Source organism: Marinobacter koreensis (genome assembly GCF_023156285.1).
Classification (GTDB): domain Bacteria; phylum Pseudomonadota; class Gammaproteobacteria; order Pseudomonadales; family Oleiphilaceae; genus Marinobacter; species Marinobacter koreensis.
The window spans coordinates 263,104-283,805 of the sequence record NZ_JAKZAJ010000002.1 but is presented as its reverse complement, the minus strand read 5'-3'; the positions used below and the strand labels follow the sequence as shown (position 1 = coordinate 283,805).

Sequence of the window (20,702 nt, the reverse complement as noted above, 5' to 3'; positions counted from 1 at the left end):
TGGAGACTGCTTTGTATGCCAGATAAAAAGGATATGAGCCACGGGGATCACATCTCGGCGAAGTTTGACGAGGATCTTGCCGAGCTTAAGGCCAACTTTCTGAAAATGGGTGGCATGGTCGAGTCCCATGTTGCAGGAGCGGTAACCGCTCTTGTGGAGAATGACGGTCATCTCGGTGAGAAGGTCCGTGACGGGGACAAGCAGGTCGACCAGCTCGAGTTGCTCATTGATGAAGAGGCAACCCACATCATTGCCCGTCGTCAGCCGACGGCCCGCGACCTCCGCCTGGTGATTGCGGTCATCAAGATGGTAGCGGATCTGGAGCGGATCGGCGACGAGGCCAAGAAAATCGCCAAACTGGCAATCACGCTCGCCGAGGAGGGCAAGGCCCCGCGTGGTTACGTGGAAGTCCAGCACATTGCTAACCATGTGCGCGGCATGCTCAGGGACGCCCTGGATGCGTTCGCCCGCCTCGATCCCGAACCGGCGATCGGTATCATGAAAGAGGACAAGCGGGTTGACGAGGAGTACAAGGCGGCGGCCCGTTCACTGCTGACGTTCATGATGGAAGATACCCGCAATATTTCGAAATGCATGTCGGTCATGTGGATATTGCGAGCCCTGGAGCGGGTGGGCGACCACGCCTGTAACATCGCCGAGAATGTCATCTACATGGTGGAGGGAGAAGACGTTCGTCACAAGCCGACCAAGTGGGCCGAGCAGGTCGTCGGCAGTTAAGGTCGGGCTGCGCATTTCCCCTCGTGTTGCCGGATGATTGCTGGATCATCCGGCGCTCTCTTCCGGTTTCCTCCGACGTTTCGTTTCTCACCTCCTTTCCTTTGTGTCGCCATTATCGTCGTCGTCATAAAACTGACATAATTATTCTGGATACTGCGTGCAGGTCACAACTTGCCAGCCACTCGCTGGTCACGGCCACCAGCTACACCGGAACGAGTGTGGCAGAAGTATTCAACTGCTTTAGGAGAGAGTTCATGAAATTCGACAGAAAGCTGATTGCGGGTATTTTCGCCGCTGCCGCCGTAACTGTTTCTGCAGCTGGTCACGCTGCCAGCGTCGAGAAGGTGACCGGTGCCGGTTCATCTTTCGCGTATCCGATCATTTCCAAGTGGGCCAGCGCTTACAAGGAAGAGACCGGTATTGAAGTAAACTACCAGTCAGTTGGCTCCGGTGCTGGCATCAAGCAGATCAAGGCCGGTAACGTGGATTTCGGTGCTTCCGACGCACCCCTGACTGTCGAAGATCTGAAAGACAGTGGCCTGACCCAGTGGCCGCTGATCATGGGCGGTATCGTACCGGTTGCCAACGTTCCGGGCATCAAGCCGGGTGAGCTGGCTGTCGACGGCGAAACCCTCGCAGCCATTCTGATGGGCAAGATCACCAACTGGAACGATCCGGCCATCGCCAAGCTGAACCCGGATGCCGACCTGCCTGACCTGCGTATTACAGTGGTTCACCGCTCAGATTCTTCTGGCACCACCGCCATTTTCACCAACTACCTGTCCAAGGCCAGTGACGCCTGGAAATCCGAAGTTGGCGAAGGCAAAACCGTAAACTGGATGTCCAAGGGTAACCTCGGTGGTAAAGGTAACGAAGGCGTTGCTTCCTACACCGGTCGCATCAAGGGCGCCATCGGCTACGTTGAGTATGCCTATGCCCTGGAAAACAAGCTGACCTACATGGACATGATCAACCGCGACGGCAACCGTGTTGCGCCCACCAGCGATAACTTTGCAGCCGCCGCTGCCGGTGCTGACTGGAAAGGTACTCCGGGTTTCCGTGTTGTCCTGACTAACCAGCCGGGCGAAAACAGCTGGCCGATCACCGGTTCTACCTTCGCGATGGTTCACACCGATCCGAAGAACCCGGCTCAGGTGAAAGCAGTCCTGGACTTCTTCAAGTGGTCCATGGCCAATGGCCAGCCGGCTGCCGCTGAACTGCACTACATCCCGATCCCCAAGAGCGTTGCTGAACTGATCGAATCTTCCTGGGAAGAGAAGATCAACCTCAAGTAATCGGGGTTTTTGTGAACGAAGGACAGGCGTTTTCGCCTGTCCTTTCTTGTTGTGGCATAATCGCTCCACCCGAAAACGGCCCCTATGGCCGGAGTTCATCCTGAAACCGTGTTGATCCAGGCGGGAGAACCCATGGCAGCGCCAGAAACTCAATATTCGAAACACTCCCGGCAAGCGATGATAGGTACGCTGGGCGACAAGCTCTTCAAGGGCACCGCCTTCTTTTTTGCCGCCATGGTTTTGGTGGTGTTGGCCGCAATCATCCTGATGCTGTTCAAGGATGCCTGGCCGACGTTTCAGACCTTTGGTCTCGATTTTTTCACCACCGAAAAATGGGATGTGGTGAATGATCAATATGGTGCCGTCATTCCCATCGTCGGAACCCTGGTTACCTCGTTTATCGCCATTCTGATCGGCATACCGGTGAGCTTTGGTATTGCCCTTTTCATCAGCGTAATGGCACCGGAATGGCTGAAGAAGCCGGTCGGTATTGCGGTGGAACTGCTGGCTGCGGTCCCCTCCATTATCTACGGCATGTGGGGCCTGTTCTATTTTGCCCCCTGGTTTTCCGAAAACCTGCAACCTGTGCTGACCGACACCATCGGTGAGCTTCCGCTGATCGGCCAGTTCTTCCAGGGGCCACCGATCGGTGTGAGCCTGTTCACCGCCGGTTTCATTCTGGCGATCATGATCATTCCGTTCATCGCGTCGGTGATGCGTGACATGTTTGATGTCGTTCCCAAGGATTTGAAAGAGTCCGCCTACGCCATGGGGTCAACCACGTGGGAAGTGGTCTGGAAAGTCATCCTCCCTTACACCAAAGTGGGGGTTATCGGGGGCATCATGCTGGGGCTCGGTCGGGCGCTCGGCGAGACCATGGCGGTGACCTTCGTTGTCGGTAATGCCCAGGAACTGATGACCGGCCTGTTCTACCCCGGTTCCACCATTGCCTCGACACTGGCCAATGAATTCAACGAAGCCGATGGTCTGCACATGTCCTCGCTGATTGCGCTCGGCCTGATCCTGTTCATCATCACCTTCATTGTCCTGGCCATCTCTAAATGGTTCCTGCTCCGGCTCGGGAAGGTACAGGAAGGACGGAGTACCTGATATGACCCGATATCACCGCCGTAAGATGATCAATGCGTTTAACCTGACCGCCTCCATTGCGGTCACCCTGTTCGGCCTGGTCATGCTGGGCTGGATTCTCTCGATCCTTTTTATCAAAGGCTTCGCCCACATCAACTGGGCGGTGTTTACCGAGATGACCCCGCCTCCGGGTGAGTCGGGTGGTTTGCTCAACGCCATTGTGGGCACGCTTCTGCTGACGGTGGTGGCGGTGTTGCTTGGCACCCCCATCGGCATCATGGCGGGGACCTATCTGGCGGAGTTCGGAGGCAAGTCCCGGTTCGCCAGTACCGTGCGTTTTATCAACGACATCCTCCTGTCAGCTCCCTCCATCGTTGTAGGTGTGTTTGTCTACACCCTGTTTGTCAGCCCGGTAGGGCATTTTTCCGGCTGGGCCGGGGGTGTCGCGCTGGCCATTCTGGTGGTGCCGGTGGTCGTTCGCACCACGGAAGACATGCTCAAACTGGTGCCCTCGCAGCTTCGGGAAGCGGCTGCAGCCCTCGGCGCGCCGCGCTGGAAAGTGACGGTTCACGTGGTGTATAAGGCGGCCCTCAGCGGCATGATCACGGGCCTCCTTCTGGCGACGGCACGGATTATGGGCGAGACGGCGCCGCTTCTGTTTACCGCTCTTAGCAACAATTTCTGGTCAACCGACATGAGCCAGCCGATGGCCAACATGCCCGTGGTGATCTACCAGTACGCCCTGAGCCCCTATAGCGATTGGCAGAATCTCGCGTGGGCGGCGGCACTGCTCATTACGATCAGCGTTCTAGCGATGAACATATTTGCCCGTTACGGCTTGAAAGGCCATAAACAGAAGCCGTGATACCGACTACTCAGGCAGCGCCAGAGATTGACACTATGAAGGCAGCGACTATGACTCAAGAATCGTCTATCGACCAAGACTCCACCGGGTTGGAGGCGTCCGCGTTGTCGGCGTCTGGTAATACCGACGATCTGCTCGAGAAAACGAATTACATCCGGGCGGTGGCGGATCCCAAGATTGTTCTGCGGGATCTGAGTTTCTACTACGGCAAGTTCAAGGCCCTGCACGATATCTCCATGGGCATTCCCGACCGCAAGGTAACGGCGTTCATCGGTCCGTCCGGGTGCGGCAAATCCACACTGCTCCGGGTCTTCAACCGGATGTATGACCTGTATCCGGGCCAGCGTGCGGAGGGTGACCTGATCCTGGACGGGGAGAACGTCCTCGGGTCCGGGATTGACGTCAACATGCTGCGGGCGCGGGTTGGCATGGTGTTCCAGAAGCCGACGCCGTTCCCCATGTCCATCTATGACAACGTCGCCTTCGGCGTCCGGCTGTATGAGAAGCTGAAAAAATCCGAACTGGACGAACGTGTGGAGTGGGCGCTGCAGCGTGCAGCCTTGTGGGATGAGGTCAAGGACAAGCTGAAACAGACCGGTGGCGCGCTGTCCGGTGGTCAGCAGCAGAGGCTGTGTATTGCCCGTGGCATCGCCGTCAAACCGGAGGTTCTCCTGCTGGATGAGCCTACCTCGGCACTGGATCCGATCTCCACGTCGAAGATTGAGGAATTGATCTACGAACTCAAGGACGATTTCGCCATCGCGATCGTAACCCACAACATGCAGCAGGCGGCCCGGGTCTCTGACTATACCGCGTTCATGTACCTTGGGGATCTGATGGAGTACGACCACACCGACAACATCTTCACCAACCCGGACCGGAAGGAAACGGAAGACTACATCACCGGTCGCTTCGGTTGATTGGCAGTCGTGCGGGGTGATCACGGGAGCACCCCTTTACCCCGCACGGTCGCTGGCGGATAAGACCGCTCAGGCCTGCTTCATCTTGTCGGTATAGGGAGGCCAGCCGAACGGCTTTCCAGCCAGCAGGTGCAGATGGATATGGAAGACCGTCTGCCCGGCATTCTCGCCACAGTTCATCACGGTCCGATAGCCGTCCTCGGCAAACCCCATCTCCCTGGCCAGCTTGCCGGCTACCCAGTAGAGGTGTCCCACCAGCTCCCGATCACCTTCCTCGATGTCGTTGATAGACGCGATTTCCTTCTTGGGGATGACCAGAAGATGCACTGGTGCCTGGGGGTTGATATCCCGAAAGGCCAGGCTGATGTCGTCTTCGTAAACGATGTCAGCGGGAATCTCTCGATTAATGATTTTGGTAAAGATCGTCTCGGACATGGAGGCTCCTTTCTTGTGGTTTGAATCGATGACTATGGCATCAGACGCCGGGGACGTCCCGGCAGGCTGCTCGCCAGGCGCTTGAGGATTGCCGGCCATTCTTCGTCGATGCCCATGGCGTAGCGGGCGACGCGATTGCGGGCAAAGGGCAGGGCACGTGCGGCGCCGAGCCCCAGATTCCGCAGCAGGTGGACCGGCGGAATGTTGTTGCTGAACAGGTAGTAGAACAGGTCCATGGCCATCATCATGCGCTGGTTGGCCGGTCGGCGCTGCTGTTCATAGCGGGTCAGCCAGCGCTCATCCGCCAGATCCGCACCGCTGCGCCGCGCTTCCCGGAGCATGGACTGAAGGCATTGCGCGTCCTGGAAGCCAAGGTTTACCCCCTGTCCGGCCAGCGGATTGATGGTGTGGGCGGAATCGCCGGCAAGCACTACGCGTCCCTGATGATAGCGCCGTGCGTGCTGTCGGGCGATCGGGAAACTGGCCCGGGCGTCAATGTGGGTCAGGGGCGGCAGGTTTTCGGGAAAGGCCTTTTGAATCGAATCCATCAGGGCCGGCTCGTCCAGGTCCTTCAACGTCGATAACGCCTCAGGGGCGTCATACCACACCAGCGAGGCCCAGCTCTCTCCGGGATGTTCCGCTCCGGCGCTGTGTAACGGCAGAAAGGCCCTCGGTCCCGAGGGGTAAAATCCCTGCCAGGTAATATCTTCCACGGCTCCCCGATAACGAACCGAAATTACCATGGCTTGCTGGGCATACTGGTCACGACTCACACCGATGCCGGCCAGTGTCCGGACCTTCGACTGGGCACCGTCGGCGGCGATAACCAGGCCTGCAGTGAGTTGCTCCCCGTTTTCAAGGCGTATGACGGCATGGTCGCCGTGTTCTTCCAGATCACTCACACCCTCACCCGCCCGGATGGTCACGGTCTTCTCGTCCCGGGCACATTGCCAGAGCGCCTGCTGGGTGACGGTGTTCTCGACGATATGGCCGAGGTGGGAAGCGCCTAGATCCCGGGCATCGAACATGACCTTTGCGAACGGAGTCGGGAACAGGTTGTTCAGGGGATGCGGGGTTTCGTCCCAGACGCCAAGGCGCCGATAGGGCGTTGTGCGCATGGCCAGAATTCGAGGCCACGCTCCAAGATCTCTCAGGTATCGTTCGCTGCCCGCGCTGAGCGCGGATACGCGGATGTCTGGCGCTCCGGCCGGATCAAAGGCGGGCGGAGTGGCCTGATCGATCAGTACAACGGAGAAGCCGTCGCGGCCGAGGCCGGTTGCGAGCGAACTGCCCACCATGCCCGCGCCGACGATGGCAATGTCGAATGCTTGGTTCATATCGGGTTCCTGTCTGTTGCCGTCAGTTTACGCGATGGCAGCGCCCAGACAAGCGACCCGAATCAAGTCGGTGCGATGATCTCAGTAGCCGATGGCGCCTGAAATACCTGCCTCTTCGACATTCTCCGGTTGACGGCGGCCTTTCACCAGCCAGGCAGGCTTTTTCGCCCCCGGCTTGATGAACCCCTGGTTCAGGACCATCGGTTGCACCAGATTCAGGAAGTCTGCCGTCTTCATATGCACCGATTCCGTGTGGCTGCCCGCCGCGAAGGCCAGCTCTGGCTGTTCTGTCAGGGATTCGGCGCAGTAAACGGTCATACCGAACAGGTTGCCAAAGGGAGGCATGGCACCCACCTCGCAATCGGGGAAGCGATCCTTGAATTCCTGCTCGTCGGCAAGGTCGACGAAATCGGTGTCGAGTATGCGGGACAGGCGATCCCAGCGGATGCGCCAGGTTGCGGGCATCACCAGCATGGCCATCTTGCCATCCAGTTCGATAATGACCGTCTTGACGACGCGATCACCGGCAATCTTGACGTGGTGGGCCAGTTCCTGGGCCGTGAACGCGGGAGGGTGGGACAGGCACATGTACTCCACGCCTGCCGTATCGAGGTAATCCTTCAACTGCTGTACCGGCATCGTTACATCCTCCTACCAGCAATGACAGCGTTTCGGAGCCGTTCATTGTTGGTTGGCCGGGCTCCGTCGGAACTGGCGGGAGGACTGGTTCAGCCTCCCGCCCTTACTGCTCAGCTTAGTTGAGCATACGCCGTTTGCGAGTTACGGGGTGTATCAATGCGAAACCGTTCACTCCTCTTTGTAGAGATGTACATCTCTCTGTGGGAACGGAATGGAGATACCTTCGCGGTCGAACGCCTTTTTGATCTTTTCGTGCATGTCCCAATAGACCGGCCAGAGGTCGTCGGTTTTCGTCCAGGGGCGAACAATGATGTTGACCGAGCTGTCTCCAAGGGAACCGACGGCAATCCTGGGAGCTGGTTCGGGCAGGACTCGCTCATCCTCCTCCAGACATTGCTTGATCACCTGCTTGGCCTTGTCGATATCATCGCCATATCCGATGCCGAAGGTCATGTCACAGCGACGGGTATCGTAAATACTCACATTGGTGAGGCTGGCGTTGGCAAGCTGGCCGTTAGGAATCACGATGCGCCGGTTGTCGAAGGTGTCAATGATCGTATACAGAATGCTGATCTCTTTTACGGCACCAAGGAATCCCTGTGCTTCAATGGTGTCGCCGACCTTGAAGGGTTTGAAGATCAGGATCAGGACGCCGCCTGCGAAGTTTGCCAGGCTGCCCTGCAGGGCCAGACCGACGGCGAGGCCTGCGGCACCGATGACAGCGATAAAGGAGGTCGTTGCGATGCCGACCATGGAGGCCACTGAAATCAGGAGCAGTACTTTCAGAAGTGCGTTGATCAAGCCGCACAGAAACTTGTTCAGGGTGGGGTCTTTCTGTCCCAGCTTCTTGTCGAGGATGGCGACGAAGCGGTTGATCAGCCACATACCGATGATCAGTGTGACGATCGCGAGCACGACCTTGGGCGCATAGGTCATGACCAGCGTCACTGCATGATCCATAAATTGGGAAGCGCTACCATCCGCGCCGAAAAGATCTTCCATACTAAGACTCCTTGTTCATTCGTGTTTTTCCAGGTGTACCGGATCGGAAGGTGCCGTAACAAAACAGGGACTGCCAGCCCCTTTTATATAGCAGAGATTTGTCTCGGTGGTATAACGATACCGGGAGCACCCAACCGCATTGTTACGCAGGCTGGGCCAGATTGGCTTGCTCCCGGATAACAGCCGGTCCCCCCCGGACCAGAATGCGCCCTTCCTTCTGGCTGAGCTGGTAGTCATACATGGGGTCGTAATAGTCCGTGAGCAGGGCCTCAATCCACGCGTCATGTCCGGAGAGCACGCCCTGGTGCGCCTGTGTTTCAAGTGCGGACTCCATCAACGCCCTCAGTTGCTGGTGCCGTTCTCCGCCGAGGCGTTTGCGGATTCGATCCAGGGCTGCGAGCAGGTAGTCGCGGAAGTTGAGCCACCCGGCCTCTTCGCCATCACGGGCCACGTAATCGGCGTGCATATCTTCGACATAGTCCTGGCGAATGATAGCGATGCGTTCGGCCATCGGACGCTCCAGCACCAGCAGGGGCGCTTCGGCCATACGCTTACGCAGGCTTTCGGGCAGGGCGCAGCGACCCACCAGACGGCTTTCGTCCTCCAGGAAAATGGTGCCGCCGATGCGGTGATGGGCTTTCAGCATGGCCACGGCCAGCCGATTCTCAAAATCGATCTGTGAGGGCTGCGGCGTCACCCGGCGCCCGAAGCTGGAGCCCCGATGATTGGCCAGTCCCTCCAGGTCGACCGGATTCGGCAATTGTTGCAGGACACGTGTCTTGCCGGTACCGGTGCGGCCACTGAGAATGTGGAAATCGGATGTCTCGATCAGCCCTTCCAGGCTGTCAATGAGGAAGCGCCGGAGGGCCTTGTACCCACCCTTGACCAGTGGATAATCGATGCCGGCATCACGGATCCATTGCTGGGTCAGGCGCGAGCGCAGTCCACCCCGGAAGCAGAACAGGTAGCCGTCCGGATTCCGCGCGATGAAACGTTTCCAGGCTTCTATGCGTTGGGCCTTGATGTCTCCGGAAACCAGTTGGTGTCCCAGCTCAATGGCTTTGTCCTGACCTTTCTCCTTGTAGCAGATGCCGACCCGGTGCCGCTCTTCGTCGTTCATGAGGGGGGCATTTTCCGCCGCGGGGAAGCTGCCGCGGGCAAACTCCACGGGCGCCCGCACATCCATCAGCGGAACGTCGTCAAGAAACAGGAAAAGATAGTCGTCGGTGTCGGGTCGGCTTGCCATTTCACGGACCTGGAGATTGGAAATGTGAGGCCCGAGTATATCGAAACCGGCGTCTTTCTGCTCGGGAGCCGCTGATCCCCGATGGATGCCCCGGTACAATAAGCCGCTTTGATCTGTCCGAGCCGGAGGGAGTATGTCCGCGGAACGCCTGAATAAACACTTGCGCAAGACCCTGACCCGTGGACGAGTGGCAAAGAGCCGCCCTGCAGGATGTCCGACGCTGTCCCTTTATCTGTTCGATCCAACGGTTCTGGAGGGCCCGCTCTCGCACGACGAGGCTCAGTCGGTGGTGGCTGAACCGGCGTATTGGTCGTTTTGCTGGGCCAGCGGTCAGGTACTCGCGAACTGGATACTGAACCATCCGGACGCGGTGGCGGGCAAAACATTGCTGGATTTCGGTACCGGCTCGGGTGTGGTTGCTGTGGCGGCAGCCCTGGCCGGCGCCGCCCGGGTGATCGCCTGTGATCTGGATCCGGCCGCGCTGGATGCGGCCCTGTCGAATGCAGCGCTGAATGGCGTGGAGCTGGAAGTCTGTAGCGATTGGGCGGCCCGCCCGGACACCGTCGATGTCATCACCGCTGCCGATGTGTTGTACGATCGGGAGAACCGGTCGTTCCTGAACGAGTTCCTGGAGGCGGCCCCGGAGGTACTGCTGGCGGATTCGCGGGTGAAGGATCTGGGCGATGAGCGGTATGTTCGTCAGGGGGTGATAGAGGCTCGTACCTGGCCGGATCTTAACGAGTTCGAGGAGTTCAATCGGGTGCGGATCTACCGGGCTGGCCGGTGCCCATAAAAAAATGAAGGGCAGCCTTCCCGGCTACCCTTTCGGAACAGGTCGGCGCGTCCTTGCGCGATGGCAACAACCCTGTTGCCGGTCCGTGCTTCCACTCCGTGGTGCCGGCATCCGAGCCGGCGCTCCAATTTGTTATCCCTTAAGCGAGGCATCCCTGTGTCCTTGCCTCTCCCCGCATTCCGTGCCGGGGTGCATCCGGTGCGTCGTCCTTTTCCTTGTCATCCCTGACGAGAACAATATACCAATCGGACTTTGACAAACCTGTGAACCTTGCACGGTTACAGGGAGGCTCCATTTCCGGCTAATAAAAAAATCCTTTTTTATCAATGACATGATGAAAAAATTGGTGAGTTTGACCATGCTTGCGTACGCCATGTCGGTAAATCGGCTTACAGCCATGTAGGAGATATCTCACATGCCCCCGGGTGTTTTTCCCAGATCAGTTTTTTTGAGCCCTGGAATACCGGGCCAGGGCAGGAGCCCGATCCCGATGGCAATGGCGTCTGTGGCGAAATCCATCAACGAAAAGTCCCGGTAGGGCAGGTTGGCCTGGACGAGTTCGATGCCCATGCCAAAGGCAAGCAGGGCGGGCACATAGACAATGGGACTGCGGTCCGGCCATGACAGTCGCGCCAGGAGGGTCAGTTCAACGAAGGCCAGAAGGTGGTTCAGTTTGTCGCTGGGAGTTGAAGGCAGTGGCGTTTTGGGGTCTGCCGTTGCCAGCACAATGATCACCAGAACGGAAATCAGGAGCGCGATGCGCCACAATGTCCGGTTCTGTAAAAGGGTGTTCATGCTGTGTCTGAATGATGCCATGGGGAATTTCCGTAGGTCCTTACAGGCTGTGGGCCGGAAGCCATCATGATATGCTTTGCGCCCCGTCACTGTCATTGGAACGGAGGATCTGCCAGTTATGCTCAAGGGTAACTTTTTTCGTGGACTGGGCTACCTGGGGGAAGGTTTTCACCTCATCCGACAGCCTGGCCTGCGACTTTTCGTGCTGCTGCCTATCGCCATCAATATCGTTCTATTCGCCGTTCTTTTCTACTTCATGGCGGAAGGCTTTTCGGCGCTGATTGCCACGGCCATGGGCTGGCTGCCCGACTGGAACTGGCTGCAGTCGCTGGACTGGCTGTTCTGGATTCTTTACGGCGCCGTGATTCTTCTGATGCTGGCATATGGCTTCGTGATTGTAGCCAATCTGATTGGTTCTCCGTTTTACGGATATCTGGCTGAGCTGACGGAAAAGCATCTCACCGGTCAGGAAGTCACCACCGAGGATGGCTGGGCCACCATCGTCAAGGATATTCCCCGGGCCCTCTGGCGTGAGGTGCAGAAGATCCTGTATTACCTGCCCCGCGCCATTGGTCTGTTCATGATTGGTTTGGTACCGGTGGTCAACCTGGTGGCGGCGGTCCTCTGGTTCCTGTTCAACAGCTGGATGATGGCTCTCCAGTATGTCGATTACCCTGCCGACAATCACCGGGTGAGCTTTCCGGCTCTGCGCCGAACGCTCGGTGGTTCCCGCCTGTCGGCACTGGGCTTCGGGTTACCTGTGGCACTGGCGGCCATGGTGCCGTTGCTGAACCTGGTTGTCGTGCCAGCCGCGGTATGCGGAGCGACCGCGTTCTGGGTGCGTGAAAACGATTCAAATCATCAGTAATTTCGGATTGGAGGTTTCTTGGATACATCGGATTTCGTCATTGGCCAGCGTTGGGTCAGCCACAGCGATACCGGACTGGGGCTGGGCATTGTCACGGACATTGCCGGCCGAAGGGTAACACTGGGGTTCCCGGCGGCGGACGAAGAACGCACCTACGCCATCGACAACGCCCCCCTGTCCCGCATCGTGTTTCAGATGGGCGAGGAAATAGAGACCTACGATGGTCAGCGATATATTGTCAGAGCCGTTGAGGAGGTGGGTGGTGTCCTGATGTATCACGCGGACGATGGCGAGAACATCCACCCGATCTCCGAAGTCAAATTGGCCGGATCCGTGGATTTCTCGGCGCCCCACCAGCGCCTGTTTGCCGGTCAGTTCGATCGTAACGGCGCGTTCCGGCTTCGGTATGCCACGTTGCAGCATATGGATCGGCTGAGGGCGTCGCCCGCCCAGGGGCTGATTGGCGCGCGAACCCAGCATCTGCCGCACCAGATCTATATTGCCCATGAAGTCGCCCGACGCCATGCCCCCCGGGTACTGCTTGCCGATGAAGTGGGTCTGGGTAAAACCATTGAGGCCGGCCTGATCCTTCATTATCAGTTGCAGACAGGCCGGGTCCGGCGGGCGTTGATCGTGGTGCCGGATTCCCTGATCCACCAGTGGCTGGTGGAGATGCTTCGCCGTTTCAATCTGCGATTCTCGATTGTCGACCAGACCCGATACGACGCACTCAAGGAGGGCGAAGATGATATCGATGCCCTGGTCAACAATATTTTTGGTGACGACTATTCGGAGAATCCGTTCGAAAGCGAACAGCTGGTCCTGTGCAGCCTCGATTTCCTGACCGGCAGTGAGCGCGCCCGGCGGGATGCGCTTGCCGCTGGGTGGGACATGATGATCGTCGACGAGGCCCATCACCTGGCCTGGGCGCCGGAAGCGGCCAGCCCCGAATACGAGGTTGTGGAGTCGCTGTCCGCGCGTACCCGGGGATTGTTGCTGCTGACCGCCACGCCTGAGCAGGTGGGTATCGCCAGTCATTTCGCACGCCTGCGGCTCCTTGATCCGGCCCGCTTCCACGACCTGGAGGTGTTCCGTGAACAGGAGTCGCAGTATCAGTCGGTGAACGATGTGGTTCGACGCCTGCAGGCGGATGATTCCATCAGCGACGACGATCGCGGGATTCTGCGTACCTGGCTGGGGGACGATCTGGATCAGCTCGAAGCCCAATCCCGGGATGCCATCATTGATGCCTTGCTGGACCGGCACGGTACCGGCCGGGTGCTGTTTCGTAATACCCGGGCCGCCATTCCGGATTTCCCCGAGCGACAGCCTGTTCCTGTCGCATTGCCCTGCCCGGAACTCTTCGCCGGGGCGTCAACCGGAGTCGATGGCCTGACACCCGAGCGGGGTTGTCCGGAAGAGCAATGGCTGACCGACGATCCCCGTGTTGCCTGGCTGGAGCAGACGCTCAAGAGCCTGCGTCCGGCCAAGGTGGTCGTAATCTGCGCCCGTGCCGAAACGGCTATGGCGCTGGAGCATTATCTGCAGCTCAGGGCCGGTATCCGCAGTGCCGCGTTTCACGAACACCTGAGCCTGGTGGAGCGGGACCGGGCGGCCGCCTACTTTGCGGATGATGAACAGGGGGCGCAGGCACTCATCTGTTCGGAAATCGGCAGCGAAGGCCGCAATTTCCAGTTCGCCCACCATCTTGTCCTGTTTGATCTGCCCGCCAATCCGGATTTGCTGGAACAGCGAATCGGGCGGCTCGACCGGATCGGTCAGCAGGAAGCGATCCGGATCCATATTCCCTACCTGGAAGGGACCAGTCAGGAAGTCCAGTATCGTTGGTTTCAGGAGGGGCTCAATGCGTTTGCCGAGAGTTGCTCTGTGGGCGTCGCGGTCCAGGAGATCGTTCAGGATCAATGGCAGCAGGCGCTGGCAGGAGCCCCCGAGGCACTGGAGACGTTGATCGAGCGCTCGGAAAAAGAGAGTCATCGCCTCAAGACATTACTGCAGAACGGCCGGGACGCGCTCATTGAGCTCAATTCCTGTCGGCCCCAGGTGGCCAACGAACTGATCGAACGGATCGAGCAGGAAGAAAGCTCGACGCAGGTCCGGGATTACATGGTCGACGCGTTCGATATCCTGGGTGTGGATATCGAGGATCACACCGAGCATTCGGATGTCCTGAAGCCGGGAGAGCAATACCAGCCCGGCCATGTGGCGGGCTTGCCCGAGGAAGGCATAACCGTGACCTGGAGCCGGGAGCAGGCTCTGGAGCGTGAGGACCTGGCGTTTATCAGCTGGGAGCATCCCATGGTTACCGGTGTGATGGATTCGGTCACCAGTTCGGGGCTGGGAAAGGCGGCTCTGGCGAGCCTGTCCGTCAAGGCGTTGCCGCCGGGCACGTTGCTGCTGGAAGCCCTGTTCACTGTTCATTGTCCGGCGCCCGAGTCACTGCAGCTGACCCGCTATCTTCCCATTTCGCCGCTTCGGCTCCTGGTGGATGTGAACGGCAAGGAATTGTCGGCGGCGTTGCCCCACGATCGTCTGAATGATCTGTGTTCCAATATCCGCCGGCGCACCGCGCAGGCCATCGTGCCGCAAATCCGTCCGCAGGTTGAAACCATGGTCGATCACGCCGAGCGACTGTCCGAACCGCATCTGGAACCCCTGAAAGAGCGGGCGCTGGCTCGGGTTGAAGCTGCATTTGAACCGGAAATCCAGCGCCTGACTGCCTTGCAGAAGGTTAATCCCGCCATCCGCGAGGAAGAAATCGATTTCTTCCGGAGTCAGCTTGACGCGGCCCGGGAAGCCGTGGGGCGGGCGAGTCTCGCCCTGGAGGGAATACGGGTGATCGTAACCGCCTGATGGTGCTAAGCCCCTGACTGTGCGGCAGTTGCTGGTCAGCTCTCATCCGATGCGTTACCGTAAACGTAACACAGTGTAGTCTTGGTGCTTCCCTGACTCCGTGCCTGGCATGGGGTCGGGGTGGGGTCTCGAAATCCATGGAGGACAGAGAAAACCTATGATGACTCTCATTCTGTTTCTGGTCGCATTGGCCGGCCTGTTGATTGTAATGCGCCGTGAATCCGGTGCCGGTCAGGCGATCGGTGTTATGGCGGTTGTCGGCCTTTTGTCCTGGATTTTTGCATCCGGGTGGCTGGCCCTGATTCTTTTCGCAGGCGCTGCGGTAACGGCGGTTGCCGGTCTTCCCGGATTCCGCCGCAGCTGGCTGACCCCGCGCATTTTTGCCATGTTCAAGAAAGTGGCGCCTAAAGTCTCGGATACCGAAAAGGTAGCGCTGGAAGCGGGTACGGTTGGCTGGGACGGGGAACTGTTCACCGGGCGCCCGGACTGGCAGAACCTGCTGGTCAATCGCCATAACGGGCTGTCCGAGGAAGAGCAGTCGTTCGTGGACAACCAGTGCACGCAGGCCATTGCCATGTGTAACGCCTGGGATGTCGCCGTGGAGCGTGCAGACCTTCCGCCGGAACTCTGGGAGCTGCTGAAAAAGGAAAAGTTCTTCGGCATGATCATCCCCAGGGAGTACGGTGGGCTGGAATTCTCCGCCAAGGCGCAGACCGCTGTACTGCAGAAGCTGGCTGGTAACGAAATGCTGATGGTGACCGTCGGCGTGCCCAACTCATTGGGGCCGGGCGAACTGCTGGTCAAATACGGTACGGAAGAGCAGAAGCAGTATTACCTCCCGAGGCTTGCTGACGGCCGGGAAATCCCCTGTTTCGGCCTGACCGGTCCGCGCGCAGGGTCCGATGCGACGTCGCTGCCCGATACGGGTATCGTCTGTAAGCAGGAAGTGGACGGCAAGGAAGTTCTCGGTATCCGGCTCAACTTCGAGAAGCGCTGGATTACCCTGGCGCCGGTGGCCACCGTGGTTGGTCTGGCATTCCGGATGTTCGACCCGGACGGCTTGTTGGGAGATACCAAGGACTATGGCATCACCTGTGCCCTGATTCCCCGGGATACCGAGGGCATGGAAATCGGGCGACGTCACTGTCCGATTGGAACACCGTTCCTGAATGGGCCGATTCGGGGCAAGGATGTATTCATCCCTCTCGACTACATTATTGGCGGTCAGGAAATGGCCGGCCAGGGCTGGCGGATGCTGGTAGAGTGCCTGTCGGTGGGGCGCTGTATCACGCTGCCCTCCGGCGCAGCCGGTGCTGCGGCTTATTCCGTCGGTACCGCCGGCGGATTCACACGGGTTCGTCGCCAGTTCAATACGCCGGTAGCTGAGATGGAAGGTGTCCAGGAGCCGCTGGCACGAATCGCGGCAAAGACCTACATCTCCCAGGCTGCGGTAAATCACACCGCCAACATGATCGACAACGGGCAAAAGCCCGCGGTACCGTCGGCGATTCTGAAATACCACCTGACCGAGTTCCAGCGGGGCGTCCTGTCCGACGCAATGGATGTTCATGGTGGCAAGACGGTGACCCTGGGCCCCCGTAACTACCTGGGCATTGGCTACAGCGGCGCAGCGGTTTCCATTACCGTCGAAGGTGCCAACATCATGACCCGGAGTCTGATGATCTTCGGCCAGGGCGCGATTCGCTGCCACCCATACGTCCTCGAGGAGCTGGCGGCAAAAGATAACGACGACATCCGGGCCTTCGACAAGGCGTTCTTCGGTCACGCCGGATTGATCTTCGGAAATGCTGCCCGGGCCTTTACACAGGCACTGGGTCTGGGCCATGCGGATGTGCCGTTTGACAGTGTCAGCCGCCGCTATGCACAGGCGGTGGCACGGTTCAGCGCGGCCTTCGGTCTATGCTCCGATGCGGCCATGACAACGCTGGGCAGCGAACTCAAGATGCGTGAGCTGATTTCAGCCCGTCTCGGGGATATGTTGTCGAACCTCTATCTCGCCTCGATGGTGCTGAAAAACTGGCACGAGAATCAGCCAGTGGCCGGGGAGAAGGAAGTGATGGAGTACAGCATGGAACTGTTGCTGCATCGTACCGAATCCGCGCTGGATGAATTTCTCCAGAATCTTCCGAACCGGGCGGTGGCCCTGGTGCTTCGGGCCGTCACCTTGCCCCTGGGTCGGCGTTGGCATGCGCCCGGCGATGACCTGGCGAGAAAGCTGGCCAGGTCCATCACCACCGATACGCCCATCCGGAACCGTCTGCTGGCCAGCATCTGGACCAGCGAAGGGGAGGGTGACGTGGAGAATCCGGTGGCTCGCTACAATGCGCTGTTGAAGGATTATGACAAGGCGGAACAGCTCTACCGCAAGGCAACCAAGGCCTACGCGAAGGGCGAGTTGCCAATGACGGCGTTGCATCCCGAAGAGCGGTTTGACGCGGCGCTGGAGGCGGGCGTGTTCACGAAGGAAGAAGCCGACTTCATGCGCGAGTATGAGCAGGTCGTGCTGGAAATGCTGACGGTAGACGACTTCCCCTTCGACGAATTCGCCCGCAACAAGGATACGTTAATCGACCATAACCCCGCCTGATCCGAAGGCTGTTTCCCGGTGGTCCTGGCGGTGCACAGACCGGTGCCCGCCTTGCCATCGGGGCCAGGTAGTGCCATGGGTATGAGTACCTATACAAATGTTCGAAAATTCCCTTGGCAATTCCCGAATTCCCGAGTAGAGTGAGTTCTCAAGGAAAGATTAGTAAAGCATTTCATGAATAAGACGTACCTGTAGTCAGTAGTGCCGTCCTGTTTTTGATTCCGCGAGTTCTGTTTTTCCGCAAACGCTGACCATGCGCACGAGGCGTGTGGCGGCAGAGAATATGATTGATTTCAGGAAATTTAAGTATGTCTACTGTTACCGGTACTGTTAAGTTCTTCAACGAAGCAAAAGGCTTTGGCTTTATCACTCGTGAAGGCGGCCCGGACGTTTTTGTTCACTACAGCGCCATTCAGGGCTCTGGTTTCAAGACCCTGGCCGAAGGCCAGCAGGTCGAGTTCACCGTGACTCAGGGCCAGAAAGGTCCTCAGGCGGAGAACGTTGTTGCCCTGTAAGTCCTGACGGCTTCGGCAACATCAAAAAGGCAGCTTCGGCTGCCTTTTTTTGTGATTTTTTTTCGACTGTGTAATCTTTCTTTCCCGGTTGCTCGTTTAATTTGTCGTCGAGATACACGGGAAGGTTTCATGCCGCTGCGAGTTCTGAAGACTGTCTGGATTTTCTTCTGGGCCATCCTTCTCACCCTGATTCTGTTTGTTCCTATTGTTGTGGCCGCGCTTATAGGCAAACGCGGGGACGCAGCGTTCCAGGGTACCCAGATCTATGCCTGGGTCATTCTGAAGGTCTGTGGCATCCGCCTGCGAGTGAGCGGCCGGGAACACATCCGGCCCGGCGAGCGTTACGTCATCCTCAGCAACCATGCTTCGTATTTCGATCCTCCGGCACTGGTGCTCGCGCTGGGTCTGCAGTACCGGTGGGTCATCAAGAAGGAGTTGCGGAAGGTCCCGTTGTTCGGCCTGGCCCTTGAAACTTCCCGGAATCTGTTCATCGATCGGTCAAAAGGTTCAGATGCCCTCGAGAGCATCAAACAGGGCGTCGCACAATTGCCGGACGGCACCAGTATCCTGTTGTTTCCTGAGGGCACCCGATCGTGGGACGGCCGGTTGCTCCCTTTCAAGCGCGGTGGCTTCGTGATCGCCCGGGATGGCGGGCTGCCCATTCTGCCGGTCACCATTCGCGGTTCCCATGACCGGTTGCCCAAGGGCCATGCAGCCTTCAGCAGTGGCGACATTCACATCGTGATTCACCCGCCGGTAACGGTCGGCGACAAGTCTCTGGAAACCCTGATGGAAGAGGTCAGAAGCACGATCGCGGGTACCCTGTAAAAGTACGGATATGGCCCCGGCACCGGGTGCGGGTCTTTTGACTACACTGGATGAGCAGAACTTACGAATGTTTGGACGGATCGTGGGAGCGTGTTCATGAAAGTTGGTGTACCCCGGGAAATCAAGAATCACGAGTATCGTGTCGGCATGACTCCGGCGTCGGTTCACGAGTTGTACAGTCACGGGCATGATGTCTGTGTGCAGCAGGGTGCTGGTTCCGCCAGCGGATTCTCCGACGATGACTACCGCCAGGCCGGTGCCCGGATTGTTGACAGCGCGGAGGACGTCTTCGAGCAGGCCGAGCTGATCGTCAAGGTCAAGGAGCCGCAGCCCGCGGAGCGCGCCCTCCTGAGGAAGGGCCAAACCCTGTTTACCTACCTCCATCTTGCCCCGGACCAGGCGCAGACTGATGACCTGGTGGCGTCGGGAGCGACCTGCATTGCGTACGAAACCGTGACCGACAGGGCTGGCCATTTGCCGTTACTGGCGCCGATGTCCGAGGTCGCAGGACGAATGTCAATCCAGGCGGGCGCCCACTGTCTGGAGAAGTATCTGGGCGGCCGGGGCGTGCTTCTCGGTGGTGTCCCGGGTGTCAGTCCCGCGAGGGTAACCGTCGTCGGTGGCGGTGTTGTGGGCCAGAACGCCGTGGCCATGGCCATTGGTCTCGGCGCACATGTCACGGTGATTGACCGGAGCATGGACGTTCTGAGGCAGCTCGATCACCACTATGGGAACCGTATAACCACGCTGTTCTCCACGGCCCATGCCCTGGATGAAGCCGTTGTGGAGTCGGATCTGGTCATCGGCAGTGTGCTGATTCCCGGTGCCTCCGCCCCCAAGTTGATTACCCGCGACATGATCCGAAGAATGCCCGAGGGGAGCGTGATCGTTGATGTTGCCATTGATCAGGGTGGTTGTGCGGAGACCTCAAAGCCGACCACCCATGATAACCCCACGTACGTTGTTGATGGTGTGGTACATTACTGCGTGGCAAACATGCCCGGAGCCGTCGCGCGGACTTCCACGCTTGCCCTGAATAACGCCACCTTGCCGTTTATCGCTGCGCTGGCGAACAAGGGGGCCGAACAGGCGATGAGAGAGGACCCGCACCTGATGGCCGGCCTGAATGTGATGGCTGGCAAGGTGACCTACAGGGAAGTGGCGGAAGCCACCGGGTACCCATACACAGATCCAGAATCCCTTCTGGGAACCTGAAAACCGGAGCAGTCATGAAACTGATCGGATCCACCACCTCTCCTTACGTCAGACGTATACGCATTCTGCTCGGAGAAGACCCCTACGAGTTCGTCAATCTCGATATCTACGGCGAGGGTCGGGATGAACTCCGTCGTAACAATCCGGCCCTGAAAATCCCGATGATCGAGGATGACGGGCAGGAGCTCTTCGATTCCCGGATCATCGCCAGGTATCTGAGTGCCAAACAGAATCGGGATCCCCTGACCTGGGATCAGGAGAACCAGTTGACCCTGGTTGACGCGGCCAATGATTCGGCCGTGACGCTGTTGCTGTCCAAGAAGTCCGGCGTTGACGTCGACGCGGATGTCATGTTCTTCAACCTCCAGCGCGAGCGGATCATGACGACGCTCAGGACCCTGGCGGCTCAGGTTGATGACGGCCGCTTTGAAAATTGGGACTACCCTTCGATTTGCCTCTACTGCCTGGTGGACTGGCTCGATTTCCGCGATCTCGTCGATTTCAGCGGGGTTGAAAGCCTCGTCGACTTCCGGGATGCCCGCAAGGACAATCCCTGGGTCGCCCAGACGGATCCTCGTCAGAACCAAACTGTATGAAACAGGCTATCAACTGAACAAAATATCATCAGTCGGTTCTGTTTCAC

General features: G+C 58.6%; 19 protein-coding genes. 13 read left to right on the top strand and 6 right to left on the bottom strand.

Features of this window, described 5'->3' with window-relative positions:
• The first annotated feature begins 15 nt into the window (after positions 1 to 15).
• The 5 genes from phoU to pstB all read left to right on the top strand — a co-directional run bounded on the left by phoU (position 16) and on the right by pstB (position 4,907).
• Positions 16 to 738, top strand: coding sequence for a phosphate signaling complex protein PhoU (phoU, locus tag MLD04_RS06405; protein ID WP_248155898.1), 723 nt, complete (start codon positions 16 to 18; stop codon positions 736 to 738).
• A 254-nt stretch (positions 739 to 992) separates the two neighbouring features.
• Positions 993 to 2,033 carry a phosphate ABC transporter substrate-binding protein PstS gene (pstS, locus tag MLD04_RS06400; protein ID WP_248155896.1) on the top strand — a complete coding sequence of 347 codons (1,041 nt, stop codon included), beginning with the start codon at positions 993 to 995 and terminating at the stop codon, positions 2,031 to 2,033.
• A 132-nt stretch (positions 2,034 to 2,165) separates the two neighbouring features.
• Positions 2,166 to 3,143: a phosphate ABC transporter permease subunit PstC gene (gene pstC / locus MLD04_RS06395; protein ID WP_345799609.1), complete on the top strand. Its 978-nt coding sequence runs from the start codon at positions 2,166 to 2,168 to the stop codon at positions 3,141 to 3,143.
• Between the two features lies 1 nt (position 3,144).
• Positions 3,145 to 3,987 (top strand): phosphate ABC transporter permease PstA, encoded by an 843-nt coding sequence (gene pstA / locus MLD04_RS06390; RefSeq protein ID WP_248155894.1) that lies wholly within the window; start codon positions 3,145 to 3,147, stop codon positions 3,985 to 3,987.
• A 50-nt stretch (positions 3,988 to 4,037) separates the two neighbouring features.
• Positions 4,038 to 4,907, top strand: coding sequence for a phosphate ABC transporter ATP-binding protein PstB (gene pstB / locus MLD04_RS06385; RefSeq protein WP_248155892.1), 870 nt, complete (start codon positions 4,038 to 4,040; stop codon positions 4,905 to 4,907).
• A gap of 69 nt (positions 4,908 to 4,976) precedes the next feature.
• Here pstB and MLD04_RS06380 read toward each other — a convergent pair whose 3' ends face one another.
• The 5 genes from MLD04_RS06380 to mnmH all read right to left on the bottom strand — a co-directional run bounded on the left by MLD04_RS06380 (position 4,977) and on the right by mnmH (position 9,566).
• Complete coding sequence (locus MLD04_RS06380; RefSeq protein ID WP_248155890.1) at positions 4,977 to 5,342, bottom strand: histidine triad nucleotide-binding protein; 366 nt, start codon at positions 5,340 to 5,342, stop codon at positions 4,977 to 4,979.
• Between the two features lie 32 nt (positions 5,343 to 5,374).
• Positions 5,375 to 6,679, bottom strand: a complete 1,305-nt coding sequence (locus tag MLD04_RS06375; RefSeq protein ID WP_248155888.1) for an FAD-dependent monooxygenase — start codon at positions 6,677 to 6,679, stop codon at positions 5,375 to 5,377.
• Positions 6,680 to 6,760: 81 nt separating this feature from the next.
• Positions 6,761 to 7,318 carry an aminoacyl-tRNA deacylase gene (locus MLD04_RS06370; RefSeq protein WP_248155886.1) on the bottom strand — a complete coding sequence of 186 codons (558 nt, stop codon included), beginning with the start codon at positions 7,316 to 7,318 and terminating at the stop codon, positions 6,761 to 6,763.
• A 168-nt stretch (positions 7,319 to 7,486) separates the two neighbouring features.
• Positions 7,487 to 8,320 (bottom strand): mechanosensitive ion channel family protein, encoded by an 834-nt coding sequence (locus MLD04_RS06365; protein ID WP_248155884.1) that lies wholly within the window; start codon positions 8,318 to 8,320, stop codon positions 7,487 to 7,489.
• A 142-nt stretch (positions 8,321 to 8,462) separates the two neighbouring features.
• Positions 8,463 to 9,566 (bottom strand): tRNA 2-selenouridine(34) synthase MnmH, encoded by a 1,104-nt coding sequence (gene mnmH, locus MLD04_RS06360; RefSeq protein WP_248155882.1) that lies wholly within the window; start codon positions 9,564 to 9,566, stop codon positions 8,463 to 8,465.
• 133 nt (positions 9,567 to 9,699) lie between these two features.
• Between mnmH and MLD04_RS06355 the strand changes: the two genes are divergently transcribed.
• The gene (locus MLD04_RS06355) at positions 9,700 to 10,359 is read left to right on the top strand and encodes a class I SAM-dependent methyltransferase (RefSeq protein ID WP_248155880.1); all 660 of its coding nucleotides are present in this window, start codon (positions 9,700 to 9,702) and stop codon (positions 10,357 to 10,359) included.
• A 411-nt stretch (positions 10,360 to 10,770) separates the two neighbouring features.
• Here the strand turns inward: MLD04_RS06355 and MLD04_RS06350 are convergent, their stop codons facing one another.
• Positions 10,771 to 11,175: a VanZ family protein gene (locus MLD04_RS06350; protein WP_248155878.1), complete on the bottom strand. Its 405-nt coding sequence runs from the start codon at positions 11,173 to 11,175 to the stop codon at positions 10,771 to 10,773.
• 97 nt (positions 11,176 to 11,272) lie between these two features.
• On the opposite strand from MLD04_RS06350, the gene cysZ reads away from it, so the two are divergent.
• The 7 genes from cysZ to MLD04_RS06315 all read left to right on the top strand — a co-directional run bounded on the left by cysZ (position 11,273) and on the right by MLD04_RS06315 (position 20,655).
• Entirely contained in the window at positions 11,273 to 12,022 is a 750-nt protein-coding gene (cysZ, locus tag MLD04_RS06345) for a sulfate transporter CysZ (RefSeq protein WP_248155876.1), read from the top strand.
• Positions 12,023 to 12,040: 18 nt separating this feature from the next.
• Positions 12,041 to 14,893: an RNA polymerase-associated protein RapA gene (gene rapA / locus MLD04_RS06340; protein WP_248155874.1), complete on the top strand. Its 2,853-nt coding sequence runs from the start codon at positions 12,041 to 12,043 to the stop codon at positions 14,891 to 14,893.
• 157 nt (positions 14,894 to 15,050) lie between these two features.
• Complete coding sequence (locus MLD04_RS06335) at positions 15,051 to 17,501, top strand: acyl-CoA dehydrogenase (RefSeq protein ID WP_248155872.1); 2,451 nt, start codon at positions 15,051 to 15,053, stop codon at positions 17,499 to 17,501.
• A gap of 308 nt (positions 17,502 to 17,809) precedes the next feature.
• Entirely contained in the window at positions 17,810 to 18,016 is a 207-nt protein-coding gene (locus tag MLD04_RS06330) for a cold-shock protein (RefSeq protein WP_008939715.1), read from the top strand.
• A 129-nt stretch (positions 18,017 to 18,145) separates the two neighbouring features.
• A complete protein-coding gene (locus tag MLD04_RS06325; protein ID WP_248155870.1) occupies positions 18,146 to 18,844 on the top strand; it encodes a lysophospholipid acyltransferase family protein in 699 nt (232 codons plus the stop codon).
• Positions 18,845 to 18,940: 96 nt separating this feature from the next.
• A complete protein-coding gene (gene ald / locus MLD04_RS06320) occupies positions 18,941 to 20,059 on the top strand; it encodes an alanine dehydrogenase (protein WP_248155868.1) in 1,119 nt (372 codons plus the stop codon).
• Positions 20,060 to 20,073: 14 nt separating this feature from the next.
• A complete protein-coding gene (locus MLD04_RS06315) occupies positions 20,074 to 20,655 on the top strand; it encodes a glutathione S-transferase family protein (protein ID WP_248155867.1) in 582 nt (193 codons plus the stop codon).
• Positions 20,656 to 20,702 lie beyond the last annotated feature (47 nt).